Raw genomic sequence first — 14408 nt, 5'->3', positions numbered from 1 at the left:
AGCTCGCACTTCACTCGGAGGTCTTCGTCATGTCACCACGCCACGCCGTACCTAACGTCCGTGGTCAGAACAGCTAGTCCAGCGCCGCCCAGGATTCGATGATCTCCCGGGCGATCGAGATCGAGCCGGGAAGCAGCAGCCGCGACGGTGAGTCGCTGCTCCAGTCGCCGTGGTCGAGGGCCTGGCGGATCTCAGCGCGGGTGAACCAGGCCGCCTCGGCGATCTCGCCGTCGTTGAACGAGAACTCCTGTTCGGGATCGCCGATGGCGTGGAAGCCGACCATCAGCGAGCGCGGGAACGGCCACGGCTGGCTGCCCAGGTAGGTTACGTCGGTGACGGTCAGCCCGATCTCCTCGGCGATCTCGCGCACCACGCAGCTTTCGAACGACTCGCCGGCCTCGACGAAGCCGGCGAGGATCGAGAACAGCCGTTCCGGCCAGACCGTTTGACGGGCCAGCACCGCGCGGTCGTGGCCGTCGTGCACGAGACAGATCACCGCCGGGTCGATGCGGGGAAACTCCTCGTGCCCGTTGAGCGGGTTGATCCGCGCCCAGCCACCCTTGACCGGCTTGGTGGGTGCGCCGTCCACGGCGCTGAATCGCGCGTGGTCGTGCCAGTTGAGCAGCGCGGTCGCGGTCGCGACGAGCTGCGCGCTGACGTCATCGAAGACCTGGCCGGCCCGGCGCAGATCGAGCACTTCGGTTTCGGTGTGAGGGTCCTCGGGACCCTCGAGCGCGCCGCGCACCGCCCACACATGCCTGCCGTCGTTCAGCCGACCGAGGAAGACGGCGTTCTCCGGCGGGCGGTCGCCCAACTTGGCGGTGCTGCCGAGCACGACGCGACCGTCGGAGATCAACACCTGGTTGCGGCGGTCGACGCGCAGAAGCAGCGCGTCGGGCCATCCGGCCAGTGCGGCGTCGACGTCGGTGCGCAGGGCGTCGGCCCGGTCGGCACCGACACGCGACAGCAGCGGGACGTTGCGTAGGCGGAACGGGGCCATCACTCGGTGTCCGCGTTGCGGATGTAGAGCAGCCGGTCACCGGATTCGACGGTGTCCACTTCCGGCGAGTCGACCCGCAGCAGTTCGCCGCCGCGGACCACGCCGAGCACGATGTCGTGGAGGTGGCGCGGGGATCCGCCCACCTCTTTGGGGGTCACCTCACGCTCGGCGATCGCGAAGCCGGCGTCGGGCGTCAACAGGTCTTCCATGATCTGCACAACGCTGGGCGTCTGGGTGGCTATGCCGAGCAGCCGGCCCGCGGTCTCCGACGACACGACGGTCGAGTCGGCGCCTGACTGCCGCAGCAGGTGCTGATTGTCCGATTCGCGGGCGGCGGCGATGATCTTGGCGTTCGGCGCGAGTTCGCGCGCGGTCAGGGTGACCAGAACGGCGCTGGCGTCGTCGTCGGTGGCGACGATGATCGACCTGGCGTGCTGGGCGCTGGCCAGACGCAGGATGTCGGCCTTGGTCGCGTCGCCGTGGACGGTGACCAGTCCGGCGCTGCGGGCGCGTTCGAGCACGCCCGCGTTCTCGTCGACGACGACGATGTCGGCGGGTGCGACCTCGTCGCCGACCATCGCGGCGACCGCCGTCCTGCCCTTGGTGCCGTAGCCGATGACGACGGTGTGGTTGCGCACTCTGCTCCTCCATCGCTGGATCTTCAATGCCGCCCGCGACTGGCTGGTCAGCGTCTCCACCGTCGTACCGATCAGCACGATCAGGAACGCCACGCGCAGCGGGGTGATCACCAGGACGTTGATCAACCGGGCTTCGGGGGTGAACGGGGTGATGTCGCCGTAGCCGGTCGTCGACAGCGACACCGTCGCGTAGTACAGGCAGTCCAGGAACGACAGCTGGTTGTCCTGCACGTCGCGGTAGCCGTCGCGGTCAAGGTAGACGATGAACACGGCGGCCATCAGTGCCAGCGTCGCGTAGATGACGCGACGAATGATCCGCTGGGTGGGGCTGACCCACGCTTCGGGGATCCGCAGGATGTCAACGAGCCGCGAGTCGGGCTGCGAGGTCAGGTCCTGCTCGATCGCGGCGAGCCGGCGCCGCAGCCTACCTTTCGCCACGAAGACCCGTTACCGGTCTCGCAGGGTTGTGCACGCCACAATGTAATCATGACCTCTCCCCCGCCCGGACTGCAGCAAGTCGCCAACCCCTCGCGCGCCTATCGGATGGCGGCCGGCCTGCTCGGGATCGGGACGCTGCACTTCGTCGCCCCGAAGCCGTTCGACGGCATCATTCCGGCCGAGCTGCCCGGCAGCCCGCGCCTCTACACCTACGCCTCGGGCGTCGCCGAAATCGGCGTGGCAGGTCTACTGCTGTCACCGAAGACGCGACGTTTCGGCGCGTTGGCCGCCGTCGCGCTGTTCCTCGCGGTGTATCCGGCCAACATCAACATGGTGCGGCTGTGGAAGAACAAACCGCTGCCGATGCGGTTGATCGCGATCGCCCGCCTGCCGCTGCAGATTCCGATGATCGTCGAGGCCGTGAAGGTCTACCGCACCTCTTAGGCCGCCTCCGCCGTCTCCAGCAGCCCGGCCAGCTCGTCGAGATCGGGCAGGTTCTCGGGGGTGACGGTGACGCCTCTGCGCACATAGTGGAACGCCGCCCGCACCGACTCGACCGCGACGCCGTGCAGCGCGGCCCACGCCTGCCGGTACACGGCGAGCTGAATCGCGTTGTGCTGTACGGCTTCCGGTGTGTTCGGCGGTTCGCCCGTCTTCCAGTCGACCACGATGGCTCCTCCGTTTTCGTCGGCGAACACGGCGTCGATGCGTCCGCGCACCACCCGATCGCCGATGACCATGTCGAACGGCACCTCGACGTCGATCGGGGTGCGGGCCGCCCACGGCGACACCGCGAACGCCGCCTGCAGCTCGGCCAGTTCCTCCGCCACGGCGGTCTCGTGGTCGACCGCGCCCGGTAGATCGTCCAGGTCGAACAGCCGATCGGCGTGGTAGAAGCGCTGCACCCAGTCGTGAAATGCGGTGCCCAGCAACGCATGCGGGTCGGGCCGAGTCGGCAGCCTGCGGCGAAGCCGCTGCGACACCGCCTCAGGGTCCTTATTGAGCTCGACCATCGTGCTGACCGAGAGCTGCAGCGGTAGCGCAGCGGTCGACGGTTCGACGACCCGGTTGCGCTCCTCGATGAGCGCGTCGACATCGTCGGCCCACCCTTCTTCGGAGTCGAGGAGTTCCTCGCTGCGCGTGCCCGCCATCGCCTCGGCGACAATCCGAGCCCCGCGGGCCACGTCGTTGCGATGCGAGCCCGCCGGGTCGGCGGGCCAGACGGCTTCGATCGCCGTGTCGCGCAGGGGGTTCGGCTCACCGTCGGCGGGAGCGGGCGCCCAGTGTTCGACTACGCCGCAGGGTCGTCCCTCGTCGGCGGACTGGTCGATGATGTCCTTGAGCTCGCGAAGGAACTCCGACGGGCCGCGGGCCTTGCTCTCCGAGGCTCCCCAGTGGTGGCCCGACAACAGCAGCGTGTCCTCGGAGCGGGTGAGCGCCACGTAGAGCAGGCGGCGTTCCTCGTCGATGCGGCGTTGTTCGAGGTTCTTCTTGTGCTCGGCGATCACGTCGGACAGCCGCTTGCGGTCGTTGACGTCGGTGGTGTCGAGCACCGGGACCCCGTGCTCGGACAGCGTCGCCCGGTCGCCGCGCAGCAGCGGCGGCAGGTCCCCCGCGTCGGTGAGCCAGGTGCGGGCGGTGCCGGTGGACGGAAACACTCGGCCGCTCAGGTGCGGAACGGCGACGACCTGCCATTCGAGTCCCTTGGCCGCGTGAATGGTCAGGATCTGCACCCGGTCGGCGGCGACGGAGGTTTCGGCGGGAGCCAACCCGTTCTCCACCTCCTCGGCGGCGTCGAGGTACGCGAGCAGACCAGTCACATCGGCGCCCGGACGATTCGCGAAATCGGCGACCAGATCGGCGAACGCGTCGAGATGTTCGGTGCCCGACCACCCCGCCGAGACCGGGCGGCGCGCACGCACTTCGGTGTCGATGCCGAGAACGCGGCGCACCTCGGCCACGAGTTCGGGCAGCGGATGCGACAGGTGCGCCCGCAACGCGGTGAGCTCACGACCGAGCGCGACGATCCGCGCGTGACCCGCCGGCGAATACTGGTCGGGCGCACCGGGATCGGTGACGGCTTCGGCGAGGCATGCGGTATCGGCGTCGGGGGCGGCCTGCGCGGCGATGCGGTCGGCGACCCCGGAGGGTTCGGCCTGCCCGGTGTCGTCGAGTTGCACCGCGCGCCGCCACAGTGCGGTGATATCGCGGCCGCCCAGCCGCCAGCGCGGTCCGGTGAGCACCCGCATGGCCGCGCTGCCCGCAGTCGGGTCGGCGATCATCCGCAGCATCGCCACCATGTCGGCGACCTCCGGCACGCCCAAGAGGCCCGCCAGTCCGACGACCTCGACCGGCACACCGCGAGCGGTGAGCGCGTCGGCCATCGGTGCCGCGTCAGCGTTGCGCCGCACCAGCACGGCCGCCGTCGGCGCCGGCACTCCCTCGTCGCGGGCGCGGTCGTAGAGGCCGGCGATGTGGTCGGCAACCCAGTCCCGTTCGGCTGCAACATCGTTCAGCAGCGCTAACCGGATCGTCCCCGGCTGGGCATCGGGTCGGGGCAGTAGTGAGCGCACCGCGACGGAACGACGCCGCGCCTGCTCCGAAACGGCGTTGGCCAGATGAAGCGCACGGGGCGGGTTGCGCCAGCTCGTCCGCAGTTCCAGGGTGGGTGCCGGCGTCCCGTCCGACCGCGGGAAATCGGTGGTGAAGCGCGGCAGGTTGGTCGCCGAGGCGCCGCGCCACCCGTAGATCGACTGGATGGGGTCGCCGACCGCGGTCAGCGCGAGGTCGTCGTCCGCCCCGCCGCCGAACAACGACGACAACGCGACCCGCTGCGCATGCCCGGTGTCCTGGTACTCGTCGAGCAACACCACCCGGTACCGCCGACGCAGTTCCTCGCCGACTTGCGGGAAGTTCTCGGCCAGCCGTGCGGCCGAGGCCATCTGCATGCCGAAGTCCATCACCTTCGCGGCGCGCATCCGCTGATGCAGCGCGTCGATCAGCGGCACCAGTTCGGTGCGTTCGGTCTGGGTGGCCAGCAGCCGCAGCAGCCATTGGCTGGGCCCCCGGTCGCGCTGATACGGGCCGGCGGGCAGCGTGTGCACCAGCCGTTCGAGCTCGACGTGGGTGTCGCGCAGTTGATCGGTGTCGACGAGATGCTCGGCGAGCTGACCGGCCAGGCGCAACACCATCGACGTCACCGCCGCGGGCGTCTTCTCCGTGTCGAGCTCTGGGTGTTCGCACACGACGCGAAAGGCCAACTGCCACCGTTCGGTTTCGCTCAGCAGCCGGGTCTCGGGCTCCACCGGAAGCAGCAGGCCGTGCTCACGCAGCAGGTTGCCGGCGAACGCGTGATATGTGCTGACTGTGGGCGGTTCGTCGGTGAGGTCGCCGCTCTCCAGCAGCCCGGCACCGGCGAGCCGGGCAAGCCGGGTGCGGACGCGGCGCAGCAGTTGTCCGGCGGCCTTGCGCGTGAAGGTGAGGCCGAGAACCTCGCCGGGTCGGGCGAACCCGTTCGCGACCAGCCACACCACCCGCGCGGCCATCGTCTCGGTCTTGCCCGCACCGGCGCCGGCGATCACCACGAGAGGACCCGGTGGGGCGGCGATCACGGCGGTCTGCTCGTCGGTCGGCGCGAAAAGGCCCAGCGCGGCAGCGAGTTCGTGCGGACTGTAGCGCGGCGTCATGACTGTCCTCCTGCGGCGGCCTGGGCGGGACACATCGCCCGCACTGGGCAATGGGCGCAGCCGTCGTTGATCCGCGCGACGAACTCCGGGCCCTGGGTGGCCGCCGCCGCCCGGCGCACGGTGTCGCGCCACGCGGCGTGCTTCTCCGGTGTCAGCGCGTCCTGTTCCCGCTCGGTCGGACCCGACGCGCCGTTCTTGCCCAGGTACACCAGACGGCCGCCACCCGGCGAATCTCCCTGTTCGAAAAGGCCTTCGGCGATGGCGAGTTGGTACATCACCAACTGGGCGTGGTTCTGCGCGTCGTCCTTGGTCACCGGGCTCTTGCCGGTCTTGAGGTCGACGACGACGAGGCGGCCCTCGCCGTCGCGCTCGAGGCGGTCGACCCGCCCACGCACCCGCACAGCGGGCTCACCGTCCGCGCCGTCGACCACGACACCGTCGACGCCGATCTCGGTTCCGACCTCGGTGAGCCGGCCCCTGGTCTGCGCGCGCCACTGCGCGAAAGTCGCCAACATCGCGCGGTGCCGGGTGAGCTCGTTGTCGGCATACCAGTCAGAGTCGAACGGCAGCTTCGGCCAGACCTTTTCGAGCTCGTTGACCATCTGGCTCTCGGTGCGCCCAGGGTCGGAAACGAGGGCGTGCACCAGGGAGCCGACGGCCGAGCGCACGTCGCGGCCGTCGGCGCCGCCGTGCCGCTCCAGCAGCCAGCGCAACGGGCAGTCGGTGAGCATCTGCAGCGTCGACGGCGACAGCGTCACGGTGTGGTCGTCCCCGCTCCACAGCGGATCCTCGCTGGACAACGGCGTCATCGACTGCCATTGCCCGGGGTCGGCACCCGGCACCCCGGCCGCCGCCAAGCGCGCCAAAAGCGTTGCAGCGCAGGCACGCGACGTGTCGTCGACGGCGCCGTCAGCCGCGCACACCACTGCGCGCAACCGTCCCACCAACGCCGCGGGCGCCAATACGCGCGGTGCGATGACAGGCGTGGTGATGTCGGATTCGTCATTTGCGACCAGAGCGCTCAACTCATAGCAGAACGCCGACGGGAGCAACGACTCGTCGCCACTGTCGCTGTCGACCGCCGTCACCAGCAGCCTGCCGCGGGCACGGCCCATCGCCGCGACCAACAGACGGCGTTCCTCTGCCAGCAACGGCGCCCGGGTCGACACGCCGTCGCCGCCATCGGTGACACCGTCCAGCAGATCGACCAGGTGCTGGGTGGCCAACACGCCGCCTCGCGGAACGGTGTTGGGCCACAGGCCTTCCTGAACTCCGGCGATGACGACGAACTCCCACTCACGTCCCATCGCGGCATGGGCGCTGAGCACGGCGACCGCCTCGGCCTGTCCATCCTCGTCTCGGGCGGGTAACCCGAGGCCCGCGACGTGGTCGATCAACCCGCGCAGGGTGGCGCCCGCGGTCCGGTTCACGTACTGCTCGACGACGTCGAACAGCGCGGTGACGGCGTCGAGGTCGCGGTCGGCCTGCGCCCCGGATACGCCGCCGCGTTCGCTCGCCGCCAGCCAGCGGCGTTGCAATCCGGTGCGGTGCCACGCCTGCCACAACGTGTAGCGCGGGTCGGCTCCGGCCTCGGCGCTGCGGCGGGCGGCGACCAGCACCTTGCGTACGCGGTCCAACGGCCGGCCGAGATTCTCGGGCAACCCGTCCACGCCGTGCTCCAACGCCTCGACCAGCAATTCGCCGAATTCGCGTGGGGGTTGGGAGCCGTCGGTGCGTCGCAGCGCTCGTCGTAACTGGCGCAGCGACACCGGATCCACGCGTCCGATCGGGCCGGTCAGCAGAGCCGACGCCTGTTCGGCGTCGAGCCCGTGTGCCGTCGCGGCCAACACCGTGAGCAGAGCCTGCACGGCGGGCTGGTCCGCGAGTGGCATCGCCGGCGTCGGCGTGTCCACGGGAACGCTCGCCGCGGCCAGTGTGCGAGCCAGCGCCGTGCCGAGCCGGGGCACCGATCGCACGATGACCGCCATCTGGGACCACGGGACGCCGTCGACCAGGTGTGCCCGTCGTAGCGCGTCGGTGATCATCGCCGACTCCGCGTGCGGTGAGGCCGCGATGCGGACGGCCACTGTGCCGGACGGGCCCGGCGCTCCCGTCAGCACGCGGCCGTGTTCGACGCCGGGCAGCCGTCGCGCGACCTCGGTGATGGCCTCGGCCACCGCCGGTGCGCAGCGGCGCGACTCGGTGAGCACGATCGCCGGCTCCTCGCCGCGCAACAGCGCCGGGTCGGCGCCGCGGTAGCCGAACACCGCCTGGTTGGGATCGCCCGCGACCACGGTGATTTCGGCGCCCGCAGACAGCACCCGGACCAGTCGCGCGGCCTGCGGATCGAGCTGCTGCGCGTCGTCGACGAGGAGAACTTTGACCCGGGCCCGCTCGGCGGCCAGCAGTTCACTGTTGGTGGCCAGCGCCTCGAGTGCCGCACCCACCAGTTCGGCCGCGCCGAGTGCGGGGATGGTGGCCTGCGGTGCCGCCATGCCCACGGCCGAACGCAACAGCATGATCTGTTCGTAGGCTTGGGCGAACTGACCGGCCGCCAGCCACTCCGGCCTGCCCGAGCGCCGCCCGATGCGTTGCAAGTCGACGGGATCGATGCCCCGTTCGGCGCAGCGGGCCAACAAGTCTCGCAGCTCGTTGGCGAAGCCGACCGTGCTCAACGCCGGCCGCAGGTGGTGCGGCCACGCGGTGGCCGCGCGGTCACCGTCCTCGAGATCGCCAGCGAGCAGCTCGCGGATGATGCCGTCCTGTTCCGCGCTGGTGATCAACCGCGGCGGCGGATCGCCGTTGCGCTGGGCGGCCAGGCGCAGCACCGCGAACGCATACGAGTGCACGGTGCGCACCAACGGTTCGCGCACCACCGCGCGGGTGCCCGCCTGCAACAGCGTGGAGGTGATCCGGGCGCGCGCCTGTGCGCCGAGCCGGGACGAACCGGTCAGCAGCAGAACCGATTCCGGATCCATGCCCGCGGCGATGTGCGCGACCGCCACCGACACCAGCAGCGAACTCTTACCGGTGCCGGCTCCTCCGATCACCCGGAAGACGCCGCGAGTGCCGGGATCGGTGAGCGCGCTCGGCGTGAGGTCGGTGTGCGGTGCGGACATGAGGGCATGAGACCACGGGGGTCCGACAAGTTGCCCTGAGCGGGACTGGCAGCATCAACAGCCGTGACCGAACTTCTGCACGTGCACCGCTACGGGCCGGCCGGGCCCACACAGGTATTGGCGATTCACGGCCTCACCGGCCACGGTCAGCGGTGGCAGACGCTGGCCACCCGCCACCTGCCCGAGTACGCGGTCGTCGCACCGGACCTGATCGGGCACGGGCACTCGTCATGGGCGGCACCGTGGTCGATCGACGCGAACGTCGCGGCGCTGGCCGCGCTGCTCGAGGACCCCGCCGTGGTGGTCGGGCACTCCTTCGGCGGCGCGGTAGCGCTGAATCTGGCTGCCGCCCGGCCGGACCTGGTCTCGCGGATCGTCCTGCTGGACCCCGCCGTGGGCCTCGACGGCGACTGGATGCGCCAGATCGCCGACGACATGTTCGCCTCCCCCGACTACACCGACCGCGCCGAGGCGCGCGCCGAGAAAGCGAACGGGTCGTGGGGTGAGGTCGAGCCCGCCGAACTCGACCGCGAACTCGACGAGCATCTGGTCACGCTGCCGTCCGGGCGCGTCGGCTGGCGGGTCAGCATTCCGGCGATGATGTCGTACTGGAGCGAGCTCGCCCGCCCGGTCACGTTGCCGCGCAGCGGTACTCCCACGACACTCGTGCGCGCCGGTCGCACCAAGCCGCCGTACGCGAACGACGAACTCATCGCCACGCTCATGCAGCATCTCGGTGCGGACTTCACGCTGCAGGAGTGGGACTGCGATCACATGGTGGCGCAGGCCAAACCCGCCGAGACGGCGGCGTTGATCCGCGAGCAGCTCGAGTCGTAACGATGACGCGGGTCACCGACGAGCAGGTGGAGGCCGTGCGCGCGCTGGTCGCCGCGATTCCGCCGGGCCGCGTGTCGACCTACGGCGACATCGCCGATGCCACAGGGCTTTCCAGCCCTCGCATCGTCGGCTGGATCATGCGCACCGACTCGTCGGACCTGCCGTGGCACCGGGTGATCACCGCATCGGGTAGACCGGCTCCGCACCTGGCAACGCGGCAACTCGAGCGTCTTCGCGCCGAAGGCGTGCTCGCCCATGACGGACGGATCCGGCTTGCCGAGGTACGGCACGAATTCTGAGCCGGGCGCCGGTTTTCAGAGCACGAGGCGGACCAGCGCCGCGGTGCGCGCCAGACCGGGGAAGGCGGCCGCCGTCGACCGCGGATGAAGCGCGTGCACGGCGATGCGGAACATCAACGCGCGCAACAACATCTGCGGCCATTCGGGAAGCGGACTCCAGCGTTCGATGAGCCCGTCGTCGGCCTCGCCCCAGGACAGCGCGTCGACCACCACGACGCCTGCTGCCCAGGACGCCGGACGCCAGTACGGGATGATGTCGGTGATACCGGGTGCGGCGGTGCCGGCGAAAAGCACAGTGCCGTAGAGGTCTCCGTGGACCAGCTGGCTCGGGCTCTTCGTCGGCTTACGCAGGGTGGCAAGCTGATTGAGCAGTTCGACCGACCGCTGCCCGTCGGCGGAACCCGGCGATACCTTGGCGCCCGGCGGCAACGAGTGCAGCGGCCGTTCCTCCCACGCGGCGCGGTCGGCGGCGATAAACACATCGACGTCGCCCCACGGCGCCACCGGTGGCTGCGTCAAGAACCTCGGGCGTTCGAGCTTGGCCGTCGCCTCGTGCAGGCGCACCGCGGCCGAGACCACCTCGTCGTGGCGGGGTTCGGGAGTTCCGGCGACGAAGGTGTCCGCGCGCCACCCCGCAACGACATACCGTCCGTCGGTGGACCGCACGGGACGCGCCAGGCGCACCCCGTCGACGAACAACGTCTCGCGGACCTTGGCCGACCATGCGGCGCGGGCGTGGTCGGCGACCATCGACACCACCACCTCGCCGCAGCGCCACCCGCCCTCCCAACCCGGCCCGAGCGCAACGGGCGCGACACCGGTCAGGCCGAACGCGGCCAGCACATGATCCGGTGGCCGTTCGACAGTCACCACCTCAGCGTAAGCGGAGTTTCGGCAAACCAGCCGTTAGTACATGACCATGTCGGGTTCGAGTTGATGACCCCATGCAACGATGCCGCCCTGTACGTGCATCGCGTCGGAGAACCCGGCGTTCTTGGCGATGGCCAATACCTCGGCCGAACGCACACCGGTCTTGCAGTAGAACACCGGCGTCCGGTCGGTGGGCAACTTGGCCAGCGCCTCGCCCGTTTCGAAGGCGCCCTTGGGGATCAGCTCGGCGCCCTCGATGCGGTTGATGTCCCACTCGACCTGTTCGCGCACGTCGATCAGCGCCAGCGGCTTGCCGGAGTCGATCAGTTCCTTGAGCTCGCGCGGGGTGATCGTCGAGTCGGCCGCGGCCTCGGCGGCGGCGTCGGACACCACGCCGCAGAACTCCTCGTAGTCGATCAGCTCGGTGATCTTTGGCGTCGACGGGTCCTTGCGGATCTTGATCGTGCGGTACGTCATGTCGAGCGCGTCGTACACCATCAGGCGGCCCAGCAGCGTCTCGCCGATGCCGGTGATCAGCTTGATGGCCTCGGTGCCCATCACCGACGCGACCGAAGCGCACAGGATGCCCAGCACCCCGCCCTCGGCGCACGACGGCACCATCCCCGGCGGTGGCGGCTCCGGGTACAGGTCGCGGTAGTTCAATCCGAGCCCGTTCGGGGCGTCCTCCCAGAAGACCGAGATCTGGCCCTCGAACCGGAAGATGGACCCCCAGACGTAGGGCTTATGCGCGAGCACGGCGGCGTCGTTGACGAGGTAGCGCGTCGCGAAGTTGTCGGTCCCGTCGAGGATCAGGTCGTACTGCTCGAAGAGCTCGACGGCGTTGTCGGGTTCCAGCCGGAACTGATGCAGATTGACCGTCACCAGCGGGTTGATGTCGAGAATCGAGTCGCGGGCGCTCTCAGCCTTCGACCGGCCGATGTCGGATTGGCCGTGAATGATCTGGCGCTGCAGGTTCGACTCGTCGACCACGTCGAACTCGACGATCCCGATGGTGCCGACGCCGGCCGCGGCGAGGTAGAGCAAGGTCGGCGAGCCCAGCCCGCCGGCGCCGATGACCAACACCTTGGCGTTCTTCAGCCGCTTCTGCCCGTCCAGGCCGAGGTCGGGGATGATGAGGTGACGGCTGTAGCGCGCCACTTCCTCGCGGGTGAGTTCGGCCGCCGGTTCTACCAGCGGCGGCAACGGTGTCGACACCGTGTTTCTCCTTGATCCACCTGATTCAACGTCTATGACCATCACAGCAGTTACGACATTCAACAGCAACGAGCGGTGATCGCTTCCCTCAGGCATACCCGCACGCTCGCGGCCGGTGAACGTGCGCACAATGTCGAGAAGTCGCGGCGTGTTGTGTGCAAACACGCACGCTCGCGCAACGGGAGGTCAGGCGATCGGGTACGGCCAGGGGTTGGGCTTGCAGCTGTGGTTGTCGGGCTGAACCGACTGCGGGTCGAAGCGAGCGGCGTCGTTGTTGTTGGTCGAGAAGGTCTGCTGCATCATGACCGGCGCCAGTTGGTCGTTGCCCCCGCACGGTTCGTGCCGCTGATAGCCGATCGCGTGGCCGACCTCATGGTTGATCACGTACTGCCGATATGAGCCGATGTCACCCTGGAACGGCACCGCGCCGCGCACCCAGCGCGCCTCGTTGATGAACACGCGCGGCTGCCCGTCTCGATAGGCCGGGTTGTAGCAGGACGCCTCGAGTTGGATGTCGTAGCCGCAGCCCTCGCGAACGGTCATCGGCGTGCTCAACGACACCCGGAAGTCGGGTTCGATGCCGGACGAGGCGTCGATGCGGGTGAACGCGAACTGCGGGTTGTGCGTCCAGCTCTTGGGATTGGCCAGCGTCTCGGTGACCATGCGGGCGAAGGCCTCGTCGCCACCGAACGGTGCGGTGTCGATGCCGTCTTCGACCTCGACGGTGTAGGTGAACGTCTTCGCGGTGCCCTGGCCGATCTGTGGCGTGGTGCCCGGCACGATGTGCCACGTCTTCGCGCCGGCCTCGGTGAACGGGCCACCCTGCGGCAGGATGCCGGTCGGCAGGTTGGCGTCGAACTGCGTCAGCCCCTTGGGCGGGGCGCCGATGATCGCCGTGCTCGCCACTCCGATGGTCGGCGGTCCTTGCACGGGTCCCTCGGCCTGTTTGGGCGCGGGGGCGCTGGTGCCGGTGATCGTCTGGTAGATGACGACGGCGGTCAACACGATCAGCACCGGCAGTGCGTAGGCCCGCCAGCCGTAGGTGGAGACGAACCGACCGAGCCACGTCTGTTTGCGGAAGCCGCGGTGCTCGTCGCGATTGGACCTCACCCGACCCGAGCTCTCCGCTAGCGGATCGCGCTGGGCGCGCAGCGGCTCGCGCCATTCGTCACGCAGCGCGGGCACGCGAACACCCCCGCCGTGTTCGGGACCCATCTGTCCTCCTCGAGTACGGGAGTCGTAGGTCACCGCAACAGGATGACACAGGTCAGCGCCCTCATACTTTTGGCGCGCCATCGACCCCCGGTGCACTGTGAGCCGCGCCTCACCTGCACGCTTTACCAACGGTAGTAAGGTCATTGCGAAAACCAGACTCGATGACGCACCGACGAAGGATGTGATGAGCGATCTCGCCAACACCGCCGCGAAGCGAGGCGCGCAGCCGAGCGGCGGAGTGTTGAACCGGCGCGGCAGCAGGCTGCCGCGCGATGAGCGCCGGGGGCAGCTACTGGTCGCTGCCAGCGAGGTTTTCGTTGATCGCGGCTATCACGCGGCGGGCATGGACGAGATCGCCGAGCGCGCCGGGGTAAGCAAACCCGTTCTCTACCAACATTTCTCATCGAAGTTGGAGCTGTACCTGGCCGTGTTGGCCAAGCACGTGGAGAACCTGGTCTCCGGTGTGCGCCAAGCGCTGCGCACGACCACCGACAACCGGCAGCGGTTGCGCGCGGCCGTCCAGGCGTTCTTCGACTTCATCGAGCACGACGGCCAGGGTTACCGGCTGATCTTCGAGAACGACTACGTCAACGAACCGCAGGTCGCCGCGCAGGTGAAGGTGGCCACCGAGGCCTGCACCGACGCAGTGTTCGACCTGATCAGCCGGGATTCCGGGCTCGAGGCGCACCGCGCCAGGATGATCGCGGTGGGACTGGTCGCAATCAGCGTGGACTCCGCCCGCTACTGGCTCAACAACGACCGGCCGATCTCCAAAGAGGCCGCGGTCGAGGGCACCGTCCAGTTCGCTTGGGGCGGACTGTCACACGTGCCGCTTACCCGGTCTTAGCCCCCAGGCCGACCCCAAAGCCGACACGACGGACGTCGGCCGCGCCGATCTCCACGTACGCGATCTTGGACGTCTGCACCAGGAAGCGGCGCCCCTTCTCGTCGGTCAGAGCCAGCACACCCGAATCCTTGGCCAGCGCCTCGGTGAACAACTGCTCCACCTCGCTGGGTGTCTGCGCGCTGTTGAAGCTCAGCTCGCGCGGGCTGTCCGTGACACCGATCTTGACCTCCACGCCGGGGCCCCT

General features: G+C 69.3%; 12 protein-coding genes. 4 read left to right on the top strand and 8 right to left on the bottom strand.

What is annotated here, in order from left to right; translation table 11 throughout:
• Positions 1-73: 73 nt before the first annotated feature.
• Positions 74-1000: an NAD(+) diphosphatase gene (nudC, locus tag A5752_RS16645; protein WP_067087712.1), complete on the bottom strand. Its 927-nt coding sequence runs from the start codon at positions 998-1000 to the stop codon at positions 74-76.
• Positions 1000-2076: a potassium channel family protein gene (locus tag A5752_RS16640; RefSeq protein ID WP_067087710.1), complete on the bottom strand. Its 1077-nt coding sequence runs from the start codon at positions 2074-2076 to the stop codon at positions 1000-1002. The genes nudC and A5752_RS16640 overlap by 1 nt, the downstream gene beginning before the upstream one ends.
• Positions 2077-2124: 48 nt before the next feature.
• Here A5752_RS16640 and A5752_RS16635 point away from each other — a divergent pair, with 48 nt between their 5' ends.
• Positions 2125-2520, top strand: a complete 396-nt coding sequence (locus A5752_RS16635) for a DoxX family protein (RefSeq protein WP_067087709.1) — start codon at positions 2125-2127, stop codon at positions 2518-2520.
• Here the strand turns inward: A5752_RS16635 and A5752_RS16630 are convergent.
• Together A5752_RS16630 and A5752_RS16625 are read right to left on the bottom strand one after the other, a co-directional pair.
• A complete protein-coding gene (locus A5752_RS16630) occupies positions 2517-5762 on the bottom strand; it encodes an ATP-dependent helicase (protein ID WP_067087707.1) in 3246 nt (1081 codons plus the stop codon). The two genes, A5752_RS16635 and A5752_RS16630, sit on opposite strands and share 4 nt — an antisense overlap.
• Complete coding sequence (locus A5752_RS16625) at positions 5759-8881, bottom strand: ATP-dependent helicase (protein ID WP_067087705.1); 3123 nt, start codon at positions 8879-8881, stop codon at positions 5759-5761. The genes A5752_RS16630 and A5752_RS16625 overlap by 4 nt, the downstream gene beginning before the upstream one ends.
• Before the next feature lie 63 nt (positions 8882-8944).
• On the opposite strand from A5752_RS16625, the gene A5752_RS16620 reads away from it, so the two are divergent.
• Together A5752_RS16620 and A5752_RS16615 are read left to right on the top strand one after the other, a co-directional pair.
• A complete protein-coding gene (locus A5752_RS16620) occupies positions 8945-9718 on the top strand; it encodes an alpha/beta hydrolase (RefSeq protein WP_067087703.1) in 774 nt (257 codons plus the stop codon).
• Positions 9719-9720: 2 nt separating this feature from the next.
• The gene (locus tag A5752_RS16615; protein WP_067087701.1) at positions 9721-10017 is read left to right on the top strand and encodes an MGMT family protein; all 297 of its coding nucleotides are present in this window, start codon (positions 9721-9723) and stop codon (positions 10015-10017) included.
• A gap of 15 nt (positions 10018-10032) precedes the next feature.
• Here the strand turns inward: A5752_RS16615 and A5752_RS16610 are convergent, their stop codons facing one another.
• The 3 genes from A5752_RS16610 to A5752_RS16600 form a co-directional block, all read right to left on the bottom strand.
• Positions 10033-10887, bottom strand: a complete 855-nt coding sequence (locus A5752_RS16610; protein WP_067087720.1) for a TIGR02569 family protein — start codon at positions 10885-10887, stop codon at positions 10033-10035.
• Between the two features lie 36 nt (positions 10888-10923).
• Positions 10924-12102 carry an adenylyltransferase/sulfurtransferase MoeZ gene (gene moeZ / locus A5752_RS16605; protein WP_067087699.1) on the bottom strand — a complete coding sequence of 393 codons (1179 nt, stop codon included), beginning with the start codon at positions 12100-12102 and terminating at the stop codon, positions 10924-10926.
• A gap of 186 nt (positions 12103-12288) precedes the next feature.
• The gene (locus A5752_RS16600; protein ID WP_067087697.1) at positions 12289-13317 is read right to left on the bottom strand and encodes a DUF3152 domain-containing protein; all 1029 of its coding nucleotides are present in this window, start codon (positions 13315-13317) and stop codon (positions 12289-12291) included.
• 184 nt (positions 13318-13501) lie between these two features.
• Here A5752_RS16600 and fasR point away from each other — a divergent pair, with 184 nt between their 5' ends.
• Positions 13502-14164 (top strand): HTH-type transcriptional activator FasR, encoded by a 663-nt coding sequence (gene fasR, locus A5752_RS16595; protein ID WP_067087695.1) that lies wholly within the window; start codon positions 13502-13504, stop codon positions 14162-14164.
• Here fasR and A5752_RS16590 read toward each other — a convergent pair.
• Positions 14151-14396: a DUF3107 domain-containing protein gene (locus tag A5752_RS16590; RefSeq protein ID WP_067087693.1), complete on the bottom strand. Its 246-nt coding sequence runs from the start codon at positions 14394-14396 to the stop codon at positions 14151-14153. The genes fasR and A5752_RS16590 overlap by 14 nt on opposite strands.
• Positions 14397-14408: the final 12 nt, after the last annotated feature.

Origin of the sequence: Mycobacterium sp. 852002-51961_SCH5331710 (genome assembly GCF_001665535.1) — a bacterium.
Lineage (GTDB): Bacteria > Actinomycetota > Actinomycetes > Mycobacteriales > Mycobacteriaceae > Mycobacterium.
This window is presented reverse-complemented; position numbering and strand designations above follow the sequence as displayed.